This window comes from Stenotrophomonas sp. LARHCG68, assembly GCF_052871705.1.
Map to the genome: position 1 here is coordinate 99,092 of NZ_JBIXJV010000002.1, position 21,501 is coordinate 120,592.

Sequence of the window (21,501 nt, forward strand, 5' to 3'; positions counted from 1 at the left end):
GTGCCTCACTCCCCGGCGCCGCCCGGGAATACCAGGCCCTTGCCCACCGCCGCGGCGGTGATCGCCGCACAGGCGGCCTGGATCTCCGCCGTCGGCACCGCCATGCGCGGGCGCCGGTCCAACGTGCAGCCCAGCCCCACGTCCAGCAGCGTTGCATGCGCATCGTGCAGTGCCGCCGCGGTGTCTTCCTGCAGCCAACCGACGCCGGCCAGGGCGGTGATCAGGCGTGGCGTCTGGCGGGGCCCGCACAGCGCGTGATGCACCGCGGCCTGCGACAGCACACCGGTCTGCAGCACGAACTCCAGGTCGACCAGCCCGCCCGCACCCTGCTTCAGGTCCAGCCGTCCGGCATCGCTGCGGTCCAGTTCGGCGCGCATGCGGCCGCGCATCTTCATCACGTCGCCGAACAGGGTTTCCGCGTCGCGCGCCCGGCCCAGCGTGGCGTCGCGCACCTGTTCGAAATCGGCCAGCAACGACCCGGTGCCGGCAACCCCGCGCGCGCGTACCAGCGCCTGGTGTTCCCAGGTCCAGGCACGCTCGCGCTGGTACTCGGTGTAGCTGGCCAGCGAAGACACCAGCGCACCCTTGCCACCGTCCGGGCGCAGCCGCACATCGATGTCGTACAGGCGCCCGGCGGCGGTCACCGCCGACAGCAGCGCCATCACCTTCTGCGCCAGGCGTGCGAACCAGCGGCCACTTTCCAGCGGTCGCTTGCCATCGCTCTCCTCGGCCTCGGCCGGATGGTCATACAGGAACACCAGGTCCAGGTCCGAGCCGAAGCCCAGCTCCTCGCCGCCCAGGCTGCCGTAGCCGATGATCGCGAAGCGCCCGCCCGGCACCTCACCGTGTGCATGGCGCATGTCCGCGCGCGCCATCTCCAGCACGGTGACCACCACGGCATCGGCCAGCTGCGCCAACTGCAACGTGCAGTCCACCGCACGCTGGCGGCCATCGTGGAAGGCCAGTGCCATGCGGAAGCTCAGCGCCAGGCGCACTTCATTGAGCGCGCGCAGCGCCGCTTCCGGGTCGTCGATGGCCAGCGCGGCCGAACAGGCGTCCTGCATTTCCTGCGCACCGGGCATCGGCCCGGCCACGCGCGTGTCCAGCAGTTCGTCCAGCAACAGCGGGAACGCCACCAACCGTTCGGACAACAGCGCGCTGCGCGCCAGCACGTTGACCAGGCGGGTCAGCGCGCTGGGCTGTTCGTCCAGCAGTGCCAGATAGCTGGTGCGGCGCAGGATCGACTGCAGCAGCCCGAGCACGCGCCGCAGCGCGGCGTCCGGCTGCGGGGAGCGGGTGGCCGCATGCAGCAGCGCCGGCAGCACCCGGTCCAGCCGCGCGCGGGCGTTGTCCGAGAGCGACTTCACGCCCAGCGACTGGGCGAACTCACGCAGCGACTGGTCGGCACCGGCCGCATCGGCGAAACCGGCCTCGGCCAGCACCTCGGCGCTGCCGCCACCGGGCAGCACGCGCCAGTAGCTGGCCAGCGCATCGGGCGCGGCCTGGCCTTGCCGCGGGGCCAGCAACGCGCCGAACTCGGTGCCCACGCGCTGGCGCTGCGCATCCAGCGCCTGCAGCAGCGCCTCCCAGTTGGCGTAGTCCAGGCCCAGCGCGATGCGCTCGCGGTCCAGCGGGTCGGTCGGCAGGCTGTGGGTCTGCGCATCGCGCAGCATCTGCAGGCGGTTTTCCACGCGCCGCAGGAAACGGTAGGCGCTGATCAGGTCCTGGCCATCCTGCTCGGCCATCTGCCCGGCATCCATCAGCGCGCGCAGTGCCGGCAGCAAGCGCCGCTCGCGCAGCGCCGCCTCGCGGCCGCCGCGGATCAACTGCAGCGCCTGGGCCAGGAACTCGATCTCGCGGATGCCACCGGGGCCGCGCTTGATGTCGTCCACGCGGTCCTTGCGCGCGACCTCGGCGGTGATGGCCGCCTTCATCTCGCGCAGGCCATCGAGCGCGGTGAAATCCAGGTAGCGGCGGTAGACGAACGGCCGCAGCGTTTCCAGCCAGGCCTCGCCGGCGGCGATGTCACCGGCCACCGCGCGCGCCTTGATCCAGGCATAGCGCTCCCAGTCGCGGCCCTCGCGCTGGAAGTACTGGTCCATGCCGGCGAACGACAAGGCCACCCGCCCGGCGGTGCCGAATGGGCGCAGGCGCAGGTCGACGCGGTGGCAGAAGCCTTCGGCGGTGGTTTCATCCAGCAGCCGGGCCAGGCGTTGGCCCAACCGCGCGAAGTACTCCTCGGCCGCCAGCGGACGCGCGCCGTCGGACTCGCCGCCTTCCGGGTAGGCGTAGACCAGGTCGATGTCGGAGGAGAAATTCAGCTCACCGCCGCCGAGCTTGCCCAGCCCGAACACCACCAACCGCTGCACGCCACCGTCGGCGCTGCGCACCAAGCCGTGGCGGCTGGCGAATTCCTGCTCCAGCGCGGCCAGCGCCAGCTGCAGGCAGTCCTCGGCCAGCCGGGTGGCCCCGGCCAGGGTGGCGTCCACGTCATCCAGCCCCTGCAGGTCGCGCCAGATCAATCGGGTGGAGGCCGCCGCGCGGTAGCGGCGCAGCTGGGTGGGCCAGGCGGTGGGCTGCAGCGGGTCCAGTCCGGGCAACGGGACCGGGGCCGGATCGGGGGCGGCCAGCCGCTCCAGCAGCTCCGGCTGCCGACACAGCGTGTCGATGGCGAAGTCGCTGGCGATGGCCAGTCGGCGCAGCCCCGCCTCGACGTCCTGCGACGGCGGCCAGCGCGCCGGGTCCGGCAACGCCAGCTTGAGGCGGGCCAGGGCCCGGTCAATCACCGGGGCAACGTATTCAGGAACTACGGCGGGGGAATTTTCCATCCGCCGATTCTGGCATCTGCGCATGCCAGCGGTCGCCATCTGCGGCGATCGGCCATTAAAAAAGCCCGCTGACAGCGAACTGTCAGCGGGCTTTGCTCCCTCCCCCACGTCGGGATGCAGGGCGATCGTGCGGCCTGCCGAAGCAACTTGCACGCTGCAGTGCAAAACAGTACTTGGCGGTACAAGAGCCTGCGCGCCACAAAAACCATCCCACCAAGGTAGAACCCCCCAGCCCTGCGGGAAGGGCGATAATCGACGGTCCCCACAACAACCCGTAGTCGTCATGTCTGTCGAACGCATCCTGGACGCGCGCCTGCGCGACCGCATCGTCTCCGCCGAACAAGCCGCGGCGCTGATCCAGCCGGGCGAAACCGTCGCCATGAGCGGCTTCACCGGTTCGGGCTACCCCAAGGCGGTGCCGATGGCGCTGGCCAAGCGCATCGAGGACGTGCATGCGCAAGGCCTGCCGTTCCAGATCAAGCTGATGACCGGTGCCTCCACCGCGCCCGAACTGGACGGCGCGCTGGCCAAGGCCGACGGCATCGCCATGCGCATGCCGTTCCAGACCGACCCCGATGCCCGCAAGCGCATCAACGACGGCAAGCTGGACTACATCGACATCCACCTCTCGCACGTCGCCCAGCACGTGTGGTTCGGTTTCTACGGCGAGATCGACACCGCCGTGGTCGAGGTCTCGGCCATCCGCGCCGATGGTGCGTTGGTGCCGTCCACCTCGGTCGGCAACAACAAGACCTGGCTGGACCTGGCCAAGAAGGTGATCATCGAGGTCAACGAGTGGCAGCCCGCCGACATCGAGGGCATGCACGACATCTACTACGGCACCGCGCTGCCGCCGCACCGCAAGCCGATCCCGCTGATCCACGCCAACGACCGCATCGGCCAGACCACGCTGGACGTGGACCCGGACAAGATCGTGGCGGTGGTGCGCACCAATGGTCCGGACCGCAACAGCCCGTTCAAGCCGATCGACGAGGACAGCCGCCTGATCGCCGGCCACCTGATCGAGTTCCTCAAGCACGAAGTGGCCAAGGGCCGCCTGCCGCACAACCTGCTGCCGCTGCAGTCCGGCGTGGGCAACATCCCCAACGCCGTGCTGGCCGGCCTGGCCGACAGTGGCCTGCGCGGGCTCAGTGCGTTCACCGAGGTGATCCAGGACGGCATGCTGGACCTGCTCAAGTCCGGCGTGCTCGAGTACGCCTCGTGCACCGGCTTCGCGCTGAGCCCGGAGGCGAACGAGGAGTTCAAGCGCAACATCCGGTTCTACCGCGACCGCATCATCATGCGCACGCAGGAAATGTCGAACCACCCGGAGCTGGTGCGCCGGCTGGGCTGCATCGGCATGAACGGCATGATCGAGGTGGACATCTACGGCAACGTGAACTCCACCCACGTCATGGGCAGCCGCATCATGAACGGCATCGGCGGTTCGGGCGACTTCACCCGCAACGGCTTCCTGTCCACCTTCCTGAGCCCCTCGATGGCCAAGGGCGGCAGCATCTCGGCGATCGTGCCGATGGTCAGCCACGTCGACCACACCGAGCACGACGTCTCGATCATCGTCACCGAGCAGGGCCTGGCCGACCTGCGCGGCCTGCCGCCGCGCGCCCGCGCCCGCCAGGTGATCGACAACTGCGCGCACCCGGGCTACCGCGACCAGCTCAACGACTACTTCGACCGCGCCTGCCGCGACAGCTACGGCAAGCACACCCCGCACCTGCTGCCCGAAGCGCTGTCCTGGCACCAGCGCTACATCGACACGGGCAGCATGAAGGCCTGAGCAGGGCCCGCGGCAGCGGGCATGCAGTCGCAGCACCGAAGCAGCCGACGGCCCCGCCGCCGGCTGTTTTCATGTGGGAGCGCTGGCACCGACAGGCGCGGGCTGCCAGATCCGGCCAGTTCATGCTGCAACGCAACAGTTACACTGACCCACGGATGCAGGAGAGAGGCGCCACGCTGGCGCCCGCCGAAGGCGCAGGCTCCCATGATCGCTCAGGCCGGTGGGCTGGAATCCCACCAACCATGCATCCGACACGCCGAGCTGGAGAGAGGTCGCCGGACACCGTCCGCGCGATCCGCCGAAGGGGCACGCGGCCATCGCCGCTGAACTCTCAGGCACAAGGGACAGCGGGAGCGGCACCGGTCAACGCAGTCCCATCCTTGCCCAGGCAAGGGTGGCGGCAGGCGCGTGGCCGGCCCCACCGCTCTGCCTGGAACCCACAGCATGCTGCTCTCCCTCATCTACCTGATCGCCATTTCCGCCGAAGCCATGACCGGCGCGCTGGCCGCCGGCCGGCGCCGCATGGACCTGTTCGGCGTGGTCATGATCGCCTGCGTCACCGCCCTGGGCGGTGGCTCGCTGCGCGACATCCTGCTTGGCCACTACCCGCTGGGCTGGGTGAAGCACCCCGAGTACCTGGGCTTCACCGTCTGCGCGGCGCTGGTCGCCACCTGGCTGGCGCGCTGGATGCACCACTTCCGCAGCACCTTCCTGGTGCTGGACGGGCTGGGCCTGATCGCCTTCACCCTGATCGGCTGCGCCATCGCGCGCGAGGCCGGGCATGCGCCGCAGATCGTGCTGATCGCCGGGATGCTGACCGGCGCGTTCGGCGGCGTGCTGCGCGACATCCTCTGCAACGAGGTGCCGCTGATCTTCCAGAAGGAGCTGTACGCGATCATCTCGCTGCTCACCGGTGCGGCCTACCTGCTGTTGCTGCACTGGCAGGTGGCCGACGACACCGCGATCGTGTGCTGCCTGCTGGGCGGTTTCGCACTGCGCCTGCTGGCCATCCGCTACCGCTGGGAGATGCCCAAGTTCGTCTACCAGGATGAGGTGCATTGAGCTGGCTGGTTTTGCCCTCACCCCAACCCCTCTCCCGCGTGCGGGAGAGGGGCCAGGTTCACGACGGTTTGAAGTGATCGGCGCAACTGCAGTTTCAAAGCCCCTCTCCCGCACGCGGGAGAGGGGTTGGGGTGAGGGCAAAACCCAACTACCCCGCTGTCTTGTCCTTCACCGTCGTGCTCGGCCCATTGCCCTTGACGCTGGTGATGCCGGCTTCGCGCGCGGCCTGCGATGCGTACAGCTGGCTGCTGCCGATCACCTGGTGGTTGGCGGCCTTGAGATTGAAATGGTGTCGACCATCGCTGCTGGTCTTGCGCTCGTAATGCGCTTCATCGGGGCTGTTCTTCTGCACCGAGGCGATGCCGTTCTCGGCCGACGCGCGCGTGGTGTAGCGCTCGCTGGTGAGGATCACCTCGGCGTTGCCTGCCTTGAGCACGAAGTAGAACTGCCCGTCCTTGCTCTTCTCCAACTCGTACCAACCTGCCATCACGAACCCTCCGCTTGAGGACGATGCCGACATGCCGCTGGACAGCCGCATGCGTGGCTGTGGTGCCCGGCTGCCCGGGCGTTGGCGCCGCCCGGAACGGCGGCTGCAAGCCAGACTCTACCTCAATCCCCGGCCCGCTCCAGCCACGCCAGCTTGTGCTGGCGGGGGAGCTGCTTGATCTGCCATTCCGCGCGCGAGGCGGCGGCACGGTCGGCGTACGGGCGCATGCCCAGTACCCGCAGCGGCGGGTGCGCGCGCGTGTAACGCGCGCCCTTGCCGGCCAGATGGGCCTGGAAGCGCGCCTGTACATCGGTGCTGATACCCGCGTAGTAGCTGCCATCGCGGCATTCCAGCAGGTACAGGAACCAGGCACCGTTACCCACGCGCGCTCCCGCCCGCTGTTACAGGCTCGCCGCGTCGGCGATCTTGCACAGGCCTTCACCCACCGCCTTGTTGGAGGTCAGCTGGCCGCCCTTGATGCTGAAACGCACCTCGACGCGGATGGTGCCGTCGTTCTGGCGGCGCACGGTGGTGCGCAGCGGCACGGTGGAGCCACCGCCACCGCGCACCGTCTGCTCGGCGGCGATGTAGCCGGTCTGCTCGTTCGGCGAGACACCCACCAGCCCCTCGGCCTCGATCGCGGCCACCGTCTTGCGGAAAGCCTCGGGGTAGCTGATGCCTTCGTGGTCGGTGGAGGCCAGGAACTGCTTGCCGGTGGTGAAGCCACCGCTCACCGCCAGGTTCTGCAGGCAGCCACTGCCCGAATCCACGACTTCCCTCTTGGCCATCGCCACGGTCGGCACCAGCATCATTGCCAGCACCATACTGCACGTACGGATACGCATCACTTCCTTCTCCATAAGCGGTGATTTCTAGGCTTCCTGCCGCGTGAGGCGCTCTCCCCTGAGACCACAGCAGGCGGGAGGCGTTGCGCCTCCCGCCGCGTAAATTACTTGGACTGGCCGGTGCGTGCCAGTGTGGCTGTCACGCTTGGCCCAGTCAGGCGGCCGCTTCCAGCTGTGCCTGGCGGCGCCCACGCACGGCCTCGGCCAGCCGCTCAAGCACCTGCACGGTGCTGTCCCAGTCGATGCAGCCGTCGGTGATGCTCTGCCCGTAGACCAGCGGTTGGCCCTGGACCAGCTCCTGGCGGCCGGCCACCAGGTGGCTCTCGATCATCACCCCGACGATGCGCTGCTCACCGCCCTCCAGCTGGCCGGCGATGTCCTCGATCACGCGCGGCTGGTTCTCCGGCTTCTTGCTGCTGTTGGCGTGGCTGGCATCGATCATCAGCCGCGCCGGCAGCTGCGACTTGCCCAGCACCTCGCTGGCCGCCTGCACGCTGGCCGCGTCGTAGTTGGGCGTCTTGCCGCCACGCAGGATCACGTGGCAGTCCGGGTTGCCCTGGGTGGCCACGATGGCGGTGCCGCCCTCCTTGGTCACCGACAGGAAGTGGTGCGGGTGCGAGGCCGCGCCGACCGCGTCGGCGGCGATCTTCACGTCACCGGTGGTGCCGTTCTTGAAGCCCACCGGGCACGACAGCCCGGAAGCCAGCTCGCGGTGCACCTGGCTTTCGGTGGTGCGCGCGCCGATCGCGCCCCAGGCCACCAGGTCGGCGATGTACTGCGGCGAGATCACGTCCAGGAACTCCACGCCGGCCGGCAGGCCGAGGCGGTTGATGTCGCGCAGCAGGCCGCGCGCCACGCGCAGGCCCTTGTTGATGTTGAAGCTGCCGTCCAGGTCCGGGTCGTTGATCAGGCCCTTCCAGCCCACCGTGGTACGCGGCTTCTCGAAGTACACGCGCATGACGATCTCCAGCTCGCCGCCGAGCGCATCGCGCAGCGGGCGCAGGCGCTGGGCGTACTCCATCGCCGCGACCGGGTCGTGGATGGAGCACGGGCCGACCACCACCGCCAGGCGATCATCCTCGCCATGCAGGATGCGGTGCAGCGCGGCGCGGGCATCGGCCACGGTCTGCGAGGCCTCCTCGTCGCAGGGCAGCAGCGACAGCAGCTGGGCCGGCGGGGTCAGCGGTTCAAGTTTGCGGATGCGCAGGTCGTCGGTGTGGGGGGGCATTGCGGGGGTCTCCAATCCAGATCGTGAAGGGTGTGGCCCCAGCGCTGGCAGCATGAAAAAAGCCGCCAGGTTCGCTGGCGGCTTTTCGGGAATGCGTCTGAAGGTTTCTTCAGGGTGAGCGCAGTCCTTCCTCCGCCAGCGGCTTCGGAAAGTAATACCAAAAGTAAAAGCTGGCGCGGGCTGCGTTCATGGGATGCATTGATAACACGCTTTTTTGTGCAATGCGACAGTTACAGCCGCAACGGACGCGGCAGTGGTTTCGTTCATCCAGCGCCGTCGTGGGCCGCCCCCGGTCGCCCGCGCTTCACCCCGGTGGCCACATACTGCAGCGCAGTCCACTCCTGTCCCACATGCCGATGAGCACCCCGAGCCCCGACCTGCTGCAGATCGCCTGCCCGCACTGCAATGCCATCAACCGCGTGCCGGGCACGCGGCTGGCGCAGTCGCCTGCGTGCGGCCGCTGCCACCAGGCCCTGTTCACCGCCGTGCCGATCGCCCTGGACGAGGCAGGCTTCCAGGCACATGCGCAGCGCTCGCAGATCCCGTTGCTGATCGACTTCTGGGCGGCATGGTGTGGCCCCTGCCGGCAGATGGCACCGGAGTTCGCCAAGGCTGCCGCACAGCTGGAACCACACATGCGGCTGGCCAAGGTCGACACCGAAGCGCAGCCGGCGCTGGCCGCGCGCTTTGCCATCCGCAGCATCCCGACCATGGTGCTGCTGCAGGGCGGGCGCGAGATCGCGCGCCAGTCCGGCGCGATGTCGGCCAGCCAGATCGTGCAGTGGGCCGTTCGCTGACGACGGCATCGAGCACACATGGCAGGTCTGCGCCAATGGGCCAGGGAGCTGAAGCGACAGACGCTGGTCGTCTACTTCGTGGCGCGCGACCCGCGCACGCCGTGGCCGCTGCGCCTGCTCGCCCTCGGGATCGCAGCGTACGCACTGAGCCCGATCGACCTCATCCCGGACTTCATCCCGCTCCTGGGCTATCTCGACGACCTGGTGATCGTGCCGCTCGGTCTGCTGCTGGTGCTGCGCCGGGTGCCGGCAGAAGTCCTCGACGATGCCCGGCAACGGGCTGCGGCCGCGGCGACACGGCCGGTCAGCCGCGCCATGGCCGTCATCATCGTGGTCGTCTGGGTCGCATCGCTGACGGCGCTGGGGGCATGGCTCTGGCGGTCGATGCCGGCCTGATTCCTGCCTGGACGTACGTTCGCGCGTAGCAACCTGACCCAGGCGATGCCATGCGTTCATCGTTCGAGCCGATCACGGTCGTTGGCGTCCGGCTGTTGCCGCAGTACACCGTGGCAAGGCCGTTGGTGTGGCGTTGTTTCCTGACGGAACAATGGCGACTGTAACCCCGTTGTCCCGAAACAGAACGGTGGAAACCACGCAGGAATGCGGGCCACGCGTGGTTGGCGATGCCGCGCATTACAGCTGCCGGGCGACTCCCCATACTGGACTGCCCCATCGCCACTCCGCCACGCGCATGCGTACCGAATCCCGGTTGCTCCAGATGTTCGTCGCCGTGGCCGACGCGCTGTCCTTCACCCGCGCGGCCGACGCCCTGCACGTTGCCCAGCCATGGCTGTCCGCGCAGATCCGCAAGCTCGAACGACAATTGGGCTTCGAGCTGTTCATCCGCGACAGCCGGCGCGTCGCGTTGAGCGAACAGGGGGCCGCGCTGCTCGCGCCGGCACGGGCGGTGATGCAGGCACTGGATGCGTTCAACGCCGGCGCGCTGCTGCTGCGCCGGCAGCAGGAGTGGCCGTTGCTGCGGATCGGGCTGCCACCGTATTCGCACCTGTTCGCCGAACGCGTGGTGCTGCTGGAACGTTTCGCGCAGATCCATCCACGGCTGCGCATCGAGACCGTGGTCGGCTGGAGCCCGGAGCTGGTCGAGAAGGTGGCCGACGAGAAGCTGGACATGGCGTTCGTCGTTGGCGAGGTGATCGATCCGGCACTGGAGTACCGCGTCGTGGCCCAGTCCAGCTGCGAACTGCTGTGCCGACGGGACGACCCACTGGCATCGCTCGACGCGGTCAGCGACCGCGACCTGCACGGCAGGACGGTGCTGGTCTTCGAGCGTGCCCTGAACCCACCGCTGTACGACCAGTTGTTCAACGGTCCCAAACGCGCCGGCGCGGTGTTGCGCGTGGACCACGAAATGATGAGCGACCTGTGGCTGGAGCACATCCTGGCCAACCGGGCGCTGGGCCTGAACTTCATCCGCCGTCCCCCCGCGCAGTTGCAGGAACAGCTCTGCGCACGGCCGTTGATCGACCAGCGCCCGGTGCTGCTGCGGCTGGCGCGCCGCCGCGGCACTCCCCATCCGGCCACGGAACTGTGCTGGCGCACGGCATCGGCGTTCGAGGGCATCGCCGATGCCGGCTGAGCGCCGCGGGCAAGAGCAAACACGTCTGGATGGCCATGCTTTTCGTATTGGACGCGTCCCCCGCCGGTTCCGATAGTGCATTGCATGCCGCGTCTTCTTGAACCTGTTCACGTCCTGCACGGACACGTCCGAACAACGGGCCGGGCGCACGCCGCCCAGATGCGTGAACAGCTTCAAGCCGGCGCATGGCGTGCGCCCCCTCAGGTGTCCTGACCTCATCCGCTACCGCACGTGGCCCGCGCGTCCGTGCCCGCGCGGGCAACAACCGTCGCGTGCCGGCGGCGCCCGACTGCAGGAGAACTCCCCCATGAATGCACGATTGAATGCACACGCCGATGCGCCCGCCTCGCTCGATGGGCTGCTGCGCCCCCGCGCCATCGCGCTGGTCGGCGCCACCGAACGCTCCCGCTGGTCCAACGGGGCATTCGCCAACCTCGGCGAACTCGGCTACGCAGGCCAGGTACACGTGGTCAACCCGCGCGGCGGCCATATCCATGGGCTGCGTGCCGCCGCCTCCTGCCGGGCGATCGGCGAACCGGTGGACGCGGCCCTGCTGATGGTGCCGGCGCACGCCATCGAGGATGCCTTCGGCGACCTGCACGAGGCGGGCATCGCCAATGCGGTGATCCTGACCTCCGGTTTCGCCGAGACCGGCGAGGATGGCGCACGACGCCAGGCCACGCTGGCGGGCCTGGCACGGCAGCATCACGTCAACCTGCTCGGGCCGAACTGCCTGGGGCTGATCAACTACATCGACCGCATCGCGCTGTGGACGATCGGCCTGCCTACCCGCCTGACCGGCAATGTCGCGCTGATCTCGCAGAGCGGTGCCACCGCCAGCTACATCGCCGACCATGCCGGCCGCCAGGGCGTGGGCCTGAGCTACATCGTCTCCACCGGCAATGAAGCCGACCTCAGCGTGGCACGCCTGGTCGACTACATGGTCGATGACGAAGCCACCCGGGTCATCTGCCTGTTCCTGGAAACCACGCGCGACACCGCGACGCTGGCAGCCGCCGCGCGGCGCGCCTTGGCCGCCGGCAAGCCGGTGGTGGCGTTGAAGATCGGCACCAGCCCGGTCACCGCGAAAGCCGCGCAGGCGCATACCGGCTCGCTGGTCGGCGATGACCGGGTGTTCGACGCCGCCTGCCGGCAGCTGGGCATCATCCGCGTACATTCGATCGACGACCTGGTGGCCACCGCCGCATTGCTGTCGCGCCTGCGTCCGCGCGGTGGCGGCAACGTCGCCGCCATCGCCATTTCCGGTGGCATCTGCGAGATCGCCGCCGACCGCGCCGAAGCCAGCGGCCTGGCACTGCCCGAGCTGTCCGTGCGCAGCCGTGATGCGTTGGGCGACGTGCTGCCGTCCTTCGGCACACCGCACAACCCGCTGGACCTCACCGGCGCGGCCATCCTCGACCCGGCGCTGTTCGCGCGCAGCATCGAGGTGCTCGACCAGGACCCCGAGATCGGCCTGATCGCCTGCCTGTACGACCTGCCCACCGAACCCCGCCATGGCTACAGCCAGCAGGTGATCCAGCAGGTGGGGCAGGCGTTCTCCGCCGCCAGCACGCCCGGCGTGCTGCTCAGCATCGCACCGCGACCGGTGCCGGATTTCAGCCGGATGCTGGCCGAGCACCATGGTCTGGTCTATCTGGGCGTGGGCCTGGACCGCGGCGTGGCCGCCATCGCCCAGGCCCAGTGGTGGGCACGACAACATCCTCATTCCCCGCAGCCATCCCGCGCCGCGCTGCCGGCCGGCGAAGACGTGCAACGCCCGCGGTCGGAGCGGGAGACGCTGGATTTCCTGGTGACCCAGGGCGTGCCGGTGGTGCCGGCGCGCATGGCGACCGACCCGGTGCAGGCGCAAGCCCATGCCGCCAGCTTCAACGGCCCGGTGGTGCTGAAGATCGCTTCGCCCGACATCGCCCACAAGAGCGACGTCGGCGGCGTGCGCCTGGACGTGGCCGTCGAAGAAGCTGCCGACGCGTACCAGCAGCTGCGCCATGCGGTTGCGTCCGCGCGGCCCGATGCACGCATCGATGGCGTGCTCGTTTCGCCGATGCGCCGCCATGGCATCGAGCTGCTGGTGGGCGTGGTGCGCGACCCACAGTGGGGGCCGGCACTGGCGGTCGGTCTGGGCGGGGTCTGGGTCGAACTGTTCAAGGACAGCAGCCTGCGCCTGTTGCCGGTCAGCGCCGAGGATGTGCTGGCAATGCTGGACGAGCTGCGCTGCTCGGCGCTGCTGGATGGGTATCGCGGCGGGCCGGTCGTGGACCGTCGCTGGCTGGCCGAAGTGATCGCGCGCATCGGTGATGCCGCCCTCGCCCTGGGGCCGGACCTGGCGTCACTGGAGGTCAATCCCCTGTTGGCCAGCGGCGGGCGGGTCGAGGCACTGGACGGCCTGGTGGTCTGGAACACCCCCGCCGAGCCCGCCCGGTGAGCAGCCCTGCCACCCAGCCCGTAATCGTCGGCATCGGTGAATGGCTGGACCGCCCGGCCGATCCACGCGACGGGCTGGAGCCGGTCGACCTGATGCTGCGTGCCGCGCGCGTGGCCGAGGACGATGCACGTGCACCGCTGCTGCAGCAGGTCGATTCATTGGACGTGGTCAACCTGTCCAGTTGGCGCTACCGCGATGCGCCGGGCCTGTTGGCCGAGTGCCTGGGCATTGACCCGTCGCATCGCGCGTATGGCGCGGTGGGCGGCGAGAGCCCGTTGCGGCTGATCCAGGACGCCGCCGAACGCATCATCGATGGCCAGAGCCGGGTCGCGCTGATCTGTGGCGCCGAATCCCAGTCCACCGTCGGCAAGGCCGCCGCGCAGGGAATCACCCTGCCCTGGACGCACTGGGCCGAGGATGGACCGGCGCCGCTGCGCGGCCACACACTGGTGCATCCACTGGCCGCCGCGCTCGGCTGCGACCGGCCTGCCACGGTCTATCCGTTCTATGAAACGGCCAGCACGGCCCACTGGGGACAGACCCCGTCCGCGGCGCAGCGCGAGAGCGGCGAGCTGTGGAGCCGCTATGCGCGGCATGCCGCCGGCAATCCCTGCGCGTGGCTGCGCGAGCCGTACAGCCCGGCCGACGTCACCACGCCATCGGAACAGAACCGCTGGATCGCCTGGCCGTACACCAAGCGCATGACCGCCAATCCGCAGGTCAACCAGGGGGCGGCCGTGCTGGTGACCAGCCTGGCGCTCGCGCGCCGCGCCGGCCTGCCCGAGGAACGCCTCGTGCACATCTGGGGCGGCGTGCATGCCAACGAGCCCGGCGACTTCCTGGCACGCGACCACTACTGGGAAAGCCACGCCCAGAGCACGGTGCTGGAAAGCGCACGCCACCTCGCCGGCGGCGTGTTCGAAGCGATGGAGCTGTACAGCTGCTTTCCCTGCGTCCCCAAGATGGCGCGCCGCGCGCTCGGGTTGCCGGCGCGCTTCGAGCCCACCGTCACCGGCGGGTTGACCTTCTTCGGCGCACCGCTGAACAACTACATGACCCATGCCACCTGCGCGATGGTGCGGCGCCTGCGCGCTTCGCGTTCGTTCTTTCCCGGGTTGCTCTATGGCCAGGGGGAATTCGTCACCAAGCACCATGCGCTGCTGCTGGCCCGGCGTCCCTACCCCGGCCATCCGGACCTGGCCTTCAGCAGCGTGCAGTCCATCGCGGACAGCCGGCGCGGCGAAGTGCCGCCGCTGGAAATCAGCCCGGCCGGCGAAGGCCAGCTGGAAGCCTTCACGGTCATCCACCGCCGAGATGGTTCCGTCGCGCACGGCGTGGCCATCCTGCGCACGCCCAGCGGCACCCGCACGCTGGCCGAAGTGGCCGCCGACGATGCCTGGACGTTGGCGGTGCTGACCAGCAGCGAGGTCGCGCCGATCGGCAGGCGCGGCCTCCTGCAGCCGACTTCGCGCGGCCATTCCCGATGGAGCCTGCCCCGATGAACAATGAAGCCGTCATCCAGCTGGGCCGCACGGTCAGCGTGCAACGCGTCGGCGCCCACGTCGTCCTGGTCACGCTGCAACGGCCACAGGTGCGCAATGCCATCGACGCCATCACCGCGCTCAACCTGGAGCAGGCAGTGCAGCTGACCGATGCCGACAGCGAGGTACGTTGCGTGATCCTCACCGGTGCCGGCGATCAGGCGTTCTGTGCCGGCGCCGACCTGAAGGCCATCGCCAATGGCGAGGCCGCCGCGCTGAGCACCACGCGCGGCGGCTTCGCCGGTTTCGTGCACCAGCCCCGACGCAAGCCCTGGATCGCCGCGGTCAATGGCCTGGCGCTGGCGGGCGGCACCGAGATCGCGCTGGCCTGCGACCTGATCGTCGCCGCCGGGCATGCCGCCTTCGGCCTGCCCGAAGTCCGGCGCGGGCTGGTCGCCGCCGCCGGCGGCCTGTACCGCCTGACCCGCGCGATACCGCGTGCACTGGCCATCGAGCTGATCCTCACCGGCGAGCAACTGCCGGCCGCACGTGCGCAGGCGATCGGCCTGGTCAACCAGGTGGTGCCCGGGCCGGAGCTGCTGGCCACTGCCATCGTGCTGGCCGAGCGCATCAGCGCCAACGCGCCACTGGCCGTCTGCGAAAGCCTGGCGGTGGCCCGTGCCGCGTTCGACCATGACGACCGCGTGCTGCGCGAGATGAGCGCCAGCGCGATCCGCGCGGTCGCCGGCAGCCGCGACTACCTGGAGGGCCCACGCGCCTTCCTGGAGCGACGACCGCCGCACTGGAGCGGGACATGAGGCCGGACGACACGGGCTGAGCGCAGCGCATCCGGGTGCTGCCCATGGCGGTGCACACAGGCAGGTAGCGGCGCATGCCCCCAGGCCCGCCCTGCCCACCGCCGGCGGACTCCCCCGGCATCCGGGTGCGCTGCGCCCAGCCCGTCCGCCCTGCGCCGGAAGGCTGCCGCGGCGCATGCCGCCACGCCACCTGCAGAAAAGCAGAACCCCGCCTTGCGGCGGGGTTCTGTGTGTTACCAGCAGCGGTGAGGCTGCGGCGGACTTAGAAGTCCATGCCGCCCATGCCACCCATGCCGCCCATGCCACCGGCGCCCATGGCCGGCTCGTCCTTCTTCGGCGCCTCGGCCACCATCGCTTCGGTGGTGATCATCAGGCCAGCGATCGAAGCGGCGTTCTGCAGGGCCGAACGGGTCACCTTGGTCGGGTCCAGGATGCCGAATTCCAGCATGTCGCCGAACTCGCCCGAAGCAGCGTTGTAACCGAAGCTGCCGGTGCCTTCCTTGACCTTGTTGACGATGACCGACGGCTCTTCACCGGCGTTGGCAACGATTTCGCGCAGCGGGGCTTCCATCGCGCGCAGGGCGATCTGGATGCCGTGGTTCTGGTCTTCGTTGTTGCCCTTCAGGCCCGCCAGCGCGGTGACAGCGCGCACCAGCGCGACGCCGCCGCCCGGGACCACGCCTTCCTCAACGGCTGCACGGGTAGCGTGCAGGGCATCGTCCACGCGGTCCTTCTTTTCCTTCATTTCGATTTCGGTCGAAGCGCCGACCTTGATCACGGCAACGCCGCCGGCCAGCTTGGCCACGCGTTCCTGCAGCTTCTCGCGGTCGTAGTCCGAGGAGGTGTCCTCGATCTGGGTCTTGATCTGCTTGACGCGCGACTCGATGGCAGCGGTATCGCCGGCGCCGTCGATGATGGTGGTGTTCTCCTTGGAGACCTGCACCTTCTTGGCGCGGCCCAGGTCCTTGATGGTGGCCTTTTCCAGCGACAGGCCCACTTCCTCGGAGATCACGGTGCCGCCGGTCAGCACGGCCATGTCTTCCAGCATCGCCTTGCGACGGTCGCCGAAGCCCGGTGCCTTGACGGCCACGACCTTGACGATGCCACGGATGGTGTTGACCACCAGGGTGGCCAGCGCCTCGCCTTCGATGTCCTCGGCGATGATCAGCAGCGGCTTGCCTGCCTTGGCGACGCCTTCCAGCACCGGCAGCAGGTCACGCACGTTGGAGATCTTCTTGTCGTGCAGCAGGATGAACGGGTCGTCCAGGTCGGCGGTCTGGGCCTGCTGGTTGTTGATGAAGTACGGGGACAGGTAGCCGCGGTCGAACTGCATGCCTTCCACGACGTCCAGCTCGTTTTCCAGGCCCGAGCCTTCTTCAACGGTGATCACGCCTTCCTTGCCGACCTTCTTCATCGCTTCGGCGATGATGTTGCCGATCGACTCGTCCGAGTTGGCCGAGATGGTGCCGACCTGCGCGATGGCCTTGTCGTCAGCGGTGGGCTTGGAGATGTTCTTCAGCTCGGCGACGGCGGCAACCACAGCCTTGTCGATACCGCGCTTGAGGTCCATCGGGTTCATGCCGGCGGCAACGGCCTTGGCGCCTTCGCGGATCAGGGCCTGGGCCAGCACGGTGGCGGTGGTGGTGCCGTCGCCGGCGTCGTCGTTGGTGCGCGAAGCGACTTCCTTCACCATCTGCGCGCCCATGTTCTCGAACTTGTCAGCCAGTTCGATTTCCTTGGCCACGGACACGCCGTCCTTGGTGATGGTCGGGGCGCCGAAGCTCTTCTCGAGCACGACGTTGCGGCCCTTCGGGCCGAGGGTGGCCTTGACGGCATTGGCGAGAACGTTGACGCCGCGCACCATGCGCGAACGGGCGTCTTCACCGAAACGAATATCCTTGGCAGCCATTGCGATTACCTCTGAGTAGAGCCGAGCCATGCTCGGCCGCTTTTATCGGGAAAGGGGTCTGTTTCGAAAGCAGGGGGAGCGCGGCTCAGCCGATGACGGCGAGCACGTCGTCTTCGCGCAGCACCTTGTACTCGACGCCTTCGGCCTTGTAGGTCGAACCGGCGTACTGGCCGTAGATGACCTTGTCACCGACCTTCAGCGACGGGACGCGCACCGAGCCATTGTCCAGCGGCTTGCCCGGGCCGACGGCCACGACTTCGCCCTTGGTGGACTTTTCCTTGGCCGAATCCGGGATCAGGATGCCGCCGGCGGAGATTTCGTCGGCTTCGATCGGCTTGACCACAACGCGGTCGTGAAGCGGCTTGATGCTCATGAAGAACCTCTTAAGTATTTGATTGGCCTGAAGATCCGGCGACACCACCACCCCCGACCAGAGGGTGCCGGTGCCACGCGCAAAAACGCCCGTCCAACGGGCTTGCTCGGGAGATGGGGCCCGCCCGGAGGCTTTCAAGGGCCGGCCGGCAATTGAGTGCCCAAATAAATGACGCAATCGCGCCCGCTTTGGTGATTGTCCTGGTACGGCCGCACACGGCGGCCACCCGAGACCCCCGAACCGGAGAGCCCCATGGAACAGAATCCCTACGCCGCGACCGCCACCCCGGTCAGCACCCCCACCGGCACCCAGATCGACGCGCTGGACGTGTCCGACCGCTGGAAGCAGTACTTCAAGGGCCTGCAGAAGTACGGCGGGCTGGAAGGCCAGCTGTTCAAGGCCATCCCCAAGGGACCGGAGCGCCTGGCCGCGGCCAAGGAGATGGCCCCGCCGATGTCGGCCTTCCTGCTGGCCTTCGTGTTCGGCTTCTTCTACTACCTGGTCAAGGGCATGTGGAAGAAGGGCCTGGTGCTGGCACTGATGACCTTCGTGGGCCTGACCGTGGTGGTGACGGTGCTGTACCTGATCGGCGGCGAAACCCTGGCCGGTGGCGCCCGCTACCTGGGCGGCGTGGCCTTCGGGATCATGGCCCCGCGCGACTTCTATTCCTTCAAGGTGCTGGGCGACAAGGGCTGGCTGCCGGTCCGGCCGTTCTGAGCCGGCCTGCGAGAACCCGCCGATGACCCCTTCCCTGGCCTCCACCGCCCCGGCCGGACCCGCCGCCGCGGTGGCCACGCCCACCTACCCGCGCTTCGTCCAGATCTGGCTGGGCGTGGACCTGACCCTGTGCACGCTGACCGGCATTCTGGCGCTGGTGGCCACCTACCACCTCAGCCGCGGCGACGTCGGCGACTATCCGCCGGCGCTGGCCATTGGCCAGACCGTCGTGCAGTCGGCCATCGCGGTATTCGGCATCAGCGGCAACCTGCTGTTGATGCGGCACCGTGCCGCCGGCTTCTGGCTGGCCTGCCTGGCGCTGGTGGCGGTCTGCGTCGGCATGGTGATGTCCATGCACGAGCTGCGGCTGCACATCGCCGCGTCCGATGACGGGGGCTGCCCGCCCGGCCTGCTGCTCGGCTTCGTCCTCACCCTCAGCTGCCGCTACCTGCTGAACATGGTCTATGCCTTCGCGCTGCGTGACGCCTGGCGCACGTTGCAGGCCAAACGAGGAAGCGCGGCATGAGCACGCTGCGTACGCCCTCGACCCGCCCGACCGCCTTCTGGGTCGGGCTCGGCGTGCCGCTGGCGATCGTGCTGGTCGCGGCGTGGCAGTGGTACCGCGCCGCGCACTGGCGGCTGGACGTGGCCAGCGGCCACGACGCCGGACAGTACCTGGGGCCGCTGGCGCTGGTCACGCTGCTGCTGGGCATGACCGCCATCGCCACGTTCTGCCTGGCCCTGCTCGGCATGCGCCGCGCCGCCTCGCATGCCCTGCTCTCGCGCGATGCGCTGGTGGAGGCGTTCAACCGCGGCAGGCGCTGGCTGCCGGCGTTCATGGTGGCGCAGACCCTGTTGGTGTTCGGCGGCCTGATCGGCGTGCTGCTGTTCGAGATCGGCCGCGCCATCGACCAGCACTACGTCTCCGGCAACGCGATGAAGATGGTGATGTTCGCCGGCCTGATCGTGCTGGCCCTGCTCTGGTATGGCGCGCGGATCATCTGGGACACGCTGCGCGTGACCCTGCGCCGCCAGGACGCCGAGCCGATCCAGATCATCGGCCAGACGCTGTCGCCGGCACAGGCACCACAGCTGTGGTCGTTCGTGCAGGACATCGCCCGACGTACCGAGGCACGCGTGCCGGACACCGTGGTGGTGGGCCTGAACGAAGGCTTCTTCGTCACCGAGCACGCGGTGCAGCTGGCCAATGGCCAGCGCGTGCCCGAGGGCCGCGTGCTGTACCTGCCGCTGCCGTACATGAGCTTCATGGAACGCCCCGAGGTCTCGGCCGTGGTGGCGCACGAACTGGGCCACTTCACCGGCGAGGACACCCGCTACGGCCTGCAGTTCAGCCCGATCTACCGTTCCTTGCTCAACAGCATCCTGGCCGTGACCAACGAGCACGCCGCCGACGATGACGGTTGGCGCGCGTGGATCACCGCGCCGGCCAGCCTGTACGGCAAGTGGTTCCTGCACAGCTTCGACGAAGCGGTGCATCACTGGAGCCGCGAGCGTGAACTGGCGGCCGATGCGTTCAGCAGCCGCATCGCAGGCACCGCGCCGGCGGCGCTGGCCCTGCTGCGCAGCGCGGTGCTGCAGGAGTTCGTCGACGAGGCGCTGGCACACAACCAGCAGGCTCCCCCGCACCTGCGTGAAGGCGTGCTGTCCCGGGTACGGCGGCAGGTGGCCGAACACGGCCTGGGCGACCCACGCAACCACCTGGACGACCAGCAGTCGCATCCGCTGGACACCCATCCCACGCTCAAGCAACGCCTGGATGCACTGGGCGTTGCGATCACCCCCGAACTGCTGGTCCGCACCCGCGACCGCCGCCAGAGCAGCCTGCTCGCGGAACTGGGCCTGGAGGCCAGCACCCCCACGCCAATGGAGACACCATGATCGACATCGCTTCGTCGCTGGAAAAGGAATACGGCGACATCTCCCAACGCGAACGCGAGAGCACCCTCACCGAGCTGCGCAGGATCGAGGCCGCCGGGCGGGGCCGGGCCGAGATCAAGCCGCACGCGATCATGCTGCCGCTGTTGTTCGGCTTCGCCGGTGGCATCGTGGCCTATGGCGCGTCCACCTCCAGCGCGATGTCGGGTACCAGCGCCATGATCGCCATTGCGGTCGGCGTGGTGCTGGTGCTGGCCAGCCTGTGGGCCCTGCTTGCCCCGCGCGCGGCGCGTTTCACGCTCACCGAGGAGGGCATCCGGGTGAAGCAGCAGCTGCTGCCCTGGGACACCATCGTCGACTACGGCGTGGTCGAGCATTCGTACAACGGCTTCAGCACGCACACCTCGGTGACGCTGCTGCACAGCGAAGGTTTCACTCCACCCAAGCTCGGCTTGCTGGTACTGTTCGGCGGCAGCACGCGCGACCGCAAGAGCGGACTGTACGAAACCCGATTGACCCTGCACGCCGGTGCCCGCGGCATGAACTGCGAAAAACTCGCCAAACGCATTGGTGATTTTTTCGCCGCGGCCCAGGCCCGCCATGAATTGCGCCGGATGCAGGCCGATTGACACCATTACAACAAGGAGATCCACGATGAAGAAAATCAAATTCCTGACCCCGTTGCTGTTGCTTGCCCTGCTGGCCGGTTGCAGCCAGCTGATGGGCCCCTCCGCCTCCGACTACATGGAGCGCAACCTCAGCGTCTGGAACAGCCTGATCGCCAAGTTCAACCAGTGGAGCGACGGCAGCAAGGCCGAGCAGCTGAACGCCAAGCTGGAAGAGCGCAAGGGCCTGGTCGAGATGAAGCCGGTGCTGGACACCGCGCGCGCCGAGACGGTGACCCTGCGCGAGTCGATGCAGCAGCAGCCGGTGCCGGAAGATGCACAGGAACTGCACGCCAAGACCATGGCTTCGCTGGACTCGGCAGTGGAATGGTTCGACGCCATGCTCAAGCTGACCGCACTGCCGGATGACTTCAGCAACGAACAGGCACAGCCGCTGCTGGACGCGGTCGACAGCGCCGCCGGCAAGTTCGACACGCTCACCGACGAACTGGACGTGATGCAGGAGGCCTACGCCAAGAAGCACCGCATCACCCTGCAGATGCAGGCCCCCAGCGAAGAAGAGTAAGACGCCACCGCAAGGACGCGGTGCGGTACAC

The 21,501-nt window shown here is 68.6% G+C and carries 20 protein-coding genes and 2 riboswitches; of the genes, 13 read left to right on the top strand and 7 right to left on the bottom strand.

From position 1 onward, the window contains the following. Nucleotides 1–5: 5 nt before the first annotated feature. Nucleotides 6–2,828: a bifunctional [glutamate--ammonia ligase]-adenylyl-L-tyrosine phosphorylase/[glutamate--ammonia-ligase] adenylyltransferase gene (gene glnE, locus ACIPR8_RS07860; protein WP_446540682.1), complete on the bottom strand. Its 2,823-nt coding sequence runs from the start codon at nucleotides 2,826–2,828 to the stop codon at nucleotides 6–8. A gap of 283 nt (nucleotides 2,829–3,111) precedes the next feature. On the opposite strand from glnE, the gene ACIPR8_RS07865 reads away from it, so the two are divergent. Both ACIPR8_RS07865 and ACIPR8_RS07870 read left to right on the top strand, forming a co-directional pair. Continuing rightward, on the top strand, nucleotides 3,112–4,626 hold the full coding sequence (locus ACIPR8_RS07865) for an acetyl-CoA hydrolase/transferase family protein (RefSeq protein WP_132863417.1): 1,515 nt from the start codon (nucleotides 3,112–3,114) through the stop codon (nucleotides 4,624–4,626). A 148-nt stretch (nucleotides 4,627–4,774) separates the two neighbouring features. Next, nucleotides 4,775–4,864: riboswitch (glycine riboswitch) on the top strand. 13 nt (nucleotides 4,865–4,877) lie between these two features. Continuing rightward, nucleotides 4,878–4,982: riboswitch (glycine riboswitch) on the top strand. Between the two features lie 88 nt (nucleotides 4,983–5,070). Beyond that, nucleotides 5,071–5,688, top strand: coding sequence for a trimeric intracellular cation channel family protein (locus ACIPR8_RS07870; protein WP_446540683.1), 618 nt, complete (start codon nucleotides 5,071–5,073; stop codon nucleotides 5,686–5,688). A gap of 148 nt (nucleotides 5,689–5,836) precedes the next feature. On the opposite strand, the gene ACIPR8_RS07875 is transcribed toward ACIPR8_RS07870, so the two are convergent. The 4 genes from ACIPR8_RS07875 to ACIPR8_RS07890 all read right to left on the bottom strand — a co-directional run bounded on the left by ACIPR8_RS07875 (nucleotide 5,837) and on the right by ACIPR8_RS07890 (nucleotide 8,248). Continuing rightward, nucleotides 5,837–6,175 (bottom strand): YegP family protein, encoded by a 339-nt coding sequence (locus ACIPR8_RS07875; protein ID WP_132863414.1) that lies wholly within the window; start codon nucleotides 6,173–6,175, stop codon nucleotides 5,837–5,839. 122 nt (nucleotides 6,176–6,297) lie between these two features. Beyond that, complete coding sequence (locus ACIPR8_RS07880; protein ID WP_132863412.1) at nucleotides 6,298–6,558, bottom strand: GIY-YIG nuclease family protein; 261 nt, start codon at nucleotides 6,556–6,558, stop codon at nucleotides 6,298–6,300. A gap of 18 nt (nucleotides 6,559–6,576) precedes the next feature. Further along, on the bottom strand, nucleotides 6,577–7,020 hold the full coding sequence (locus ACIPR8_RS07885) for a hypothetical protein (RefSeq protein WP_192286783.1): 444 nt from the start codon (nucleotides 7,018–7,020) through the stop codon (nucleotides 6,577–6,579). A 154-nt stretch (nucleotides 7,021–7,174) separates the two neighbouring features. Continuing rightward, nucleotides 7,175–8,248, bottom strand: coding sequence for a 3-deoxy-7-phosphoheptulonate synthase (locus tag ACIPR8_RS07890; protein WP_446540684.1), 1,074 nt, complete (start codon nucleotides 8,246–8,248; stop codon nucleotides 7,175–7,177). Between the two features lie 356 nt (nucleotides 8,249–8,604). Between ACIPR8_RS07890 and trxC the strand changes: the two genes are divergently transcribed. The 6 genes from trxC to ACIPR8_RS07920 all read left to right on the top strand — a co-directional run bounded on the left by trxC (nucleotide 8,605) and on the right by ACIPR8_RS07920 (nucleotide 15,384). Then, nucleotides 8,605–9,045 (top strand): thioredoxin TrxC, encoded by a 441-nt coding sequence (trxC, locus tag ACIPR8_RS07895; protein WP_446540685.1) that lies wholly within the window; start codon nucleotides 8,605–8,607, stop codon nucleotides 9,043–9,045. 18 nt (nucleotides 9,046–9,063) lie between these two features. Next, nucleotides 9,064–9,441 carry a YkvA family protein gene (locus tag ACIPR8_RS07900; RefSeq protein ID WP_446540686.1) on the top strand — a complete coding sequence of 126 codons (378 nt, stop codon included), beginning with the start codon at nucleotides 9,064–9,066 and terminating at the stop codon, nucleotides 9,439–9,441. Between the two features lie 295 nt (nucleotides 9,442–9,736). Continuing rightward, nucleotides 9,737–10,642 (top strand): LysR family transcriptional regulator, encoded by a 906-nt coding sequence (locus ACIPR8_RS07905; protein WP_446540687.1) that lies wholly within the window; start codon nucleotides 9,737–9,739, stop codon nucleotides 10,640–10,642. Nucleotides 10,643–10,949: 307 nt separating this feature from the next. Further along, complete coding sequence (locus ACIPR8_RS07910) at nucleotides 10,950–13,085, top strand: acetate--CoA ligase family protein (RefSeq protein ID WP_446540688.1); 2,136 nt, start codon at nucleotides 10,950–10,952, stop codon at nucleotides 13,083–13,085. Further along, nucleotides 13,082–14,587 carry an acetyl-CoA acetyltransferase gene (locus ACIPR8_RS07915; protein ID WP_446540689.1) on the top strand — a complete coding sequence of 502 codons (1,506 nt, stop codon included), beginning with the start codon at nucleotides 13,082–13,084 and terminating at the stop codon, nucleotides 14,585–14,587. Before ACIPR8_RS07910 ends, ACIPR8_RS07915 begins: the two co-directional genes overlap by 4 nt. Next, nucleotides 14,584–15,384, top strand: coding sequence for an enoyl-CoA hydratase-related protein (locus ACIPR8_RS07920; RefSeq protein ID WP_446540690.1), 801 nt, complete (start codon nucleotides 14,584–14,586; stop codon nucleotides 15,382–15,384). The genes ACIPR8_RS07915 and ACIPR8_RS07920 overlap by 4 nt, the downstream gene beginning before the upstream one ends. Nucleotides 15,385–15,646: 262 nt before the next feature. Here ACIPR8_RS07920 and groL read toward each other — a convergent pair whose 3' ends face one another. Together groL and ACIPR8_RS07930 are read right to left on the bottom strand one after the other, a co-directional pair. Then, nucleotides 15,647–17,293 carry a chaperonin GroEL gene (gene groL / locus ACIPR8_RS07925; RefSeq protein ID WP_132863399.1) on the bottom strand — a complete coding sequence of 549 codons (1,647 nt, stop codon included), beginning with the start codon at nucleotides 17,291–17,293 and terminating at the stop codon, nucleotides 15,647–15,649. Nucleotides 17,294–17,378: 85 nt separating this feature from the next. Beyond that, nucleotides 17,379–17,666: a co-chaperone GroES gene (locus ACIPR8_RS07930; protein WP_446540691.1), complete on the bottom strand. Its 288-nt coding sequence runs from the start codon at nucleotides 17,664–17,666 to the stop codon at nucleotides 17,379–17,381. Between the two features lie 252 nt (nucleotides 17,667–17,918). On the opposite strand from ACIPR8_RS07930, the gene ACIPR8_RS07935 reads away from it, so the two are divergent. Genes ACIPR8_RS07935 through ACIPR8_RS07955 form a run of 5 tightly spaced genes read left to right on the top strand, consistent with a single transcriptional unit; the run spans nucleotide 17,919 to nucleotide 21,470 of the window. Beyond that, complete coding sequence (locus ACIPR8_RS07935; protein WP_446540692.1) at nucleotides 17,919–18,383, top strand: DUF2628 domain-containing protein; 465 nt, start codon at nucleotides 17,919–17,921, stop codon at nucleotides 18,381–18,383. 22 nt (nucleotides 18,384–18,405) lie between these two features. Further along, entirely contained in the window at nucleotides 18,406–18,909 is a 504-nt protein-coding gene (locus ACIPR8_RS07940; protein WP_446540693.1) for a hypothetical protein, read from the top strand. Then, nucleotides 18,906–20,282, top strand: a complete 1,377-nt coding sequence (locus tag ACIPR8_RS07945; RefSeq protein ID WP_446540694.1) for a M48 family metallopeptidase — start codon at nucleotides 18,906–18,908, stop codon at nucleotides 20,280–20,282. The genes ACIPR8_RS07940 and ACIPR8_RS07945 overlap by 4 nt, the downstream gene beginning before the upstream one ends. Further along, entirely contained in the window at nucleotides 20,279–20,908 is a 630-nt protein-coding gene (locus ACIPR8_RS07950; protein WP_192286793.1) for a hypothetical protein, read from the top strand. Before ACIPR8_RS07945 ends, ACIPR8_RS07950 begins: the two co-directional genes overlap by 4 nt. Nucleotides 20,909–20,933: 25 nt before the next feature. Then, the gene (locus ACIPR8_RS07955; RefSeq protein ID WP_132863390.1) at nucleotides 20,934–21,470 is read left to right on the top strand and encodes a hypothetical protein; all 537 of its coding nucleotides are present in this window, start codon (nucleotides 20,934–20,936) and stop codon (nucleotides 21,468–21,470) included. Nucleotides 21,471–21,501 lie beyond the last annotated feature (31 nt).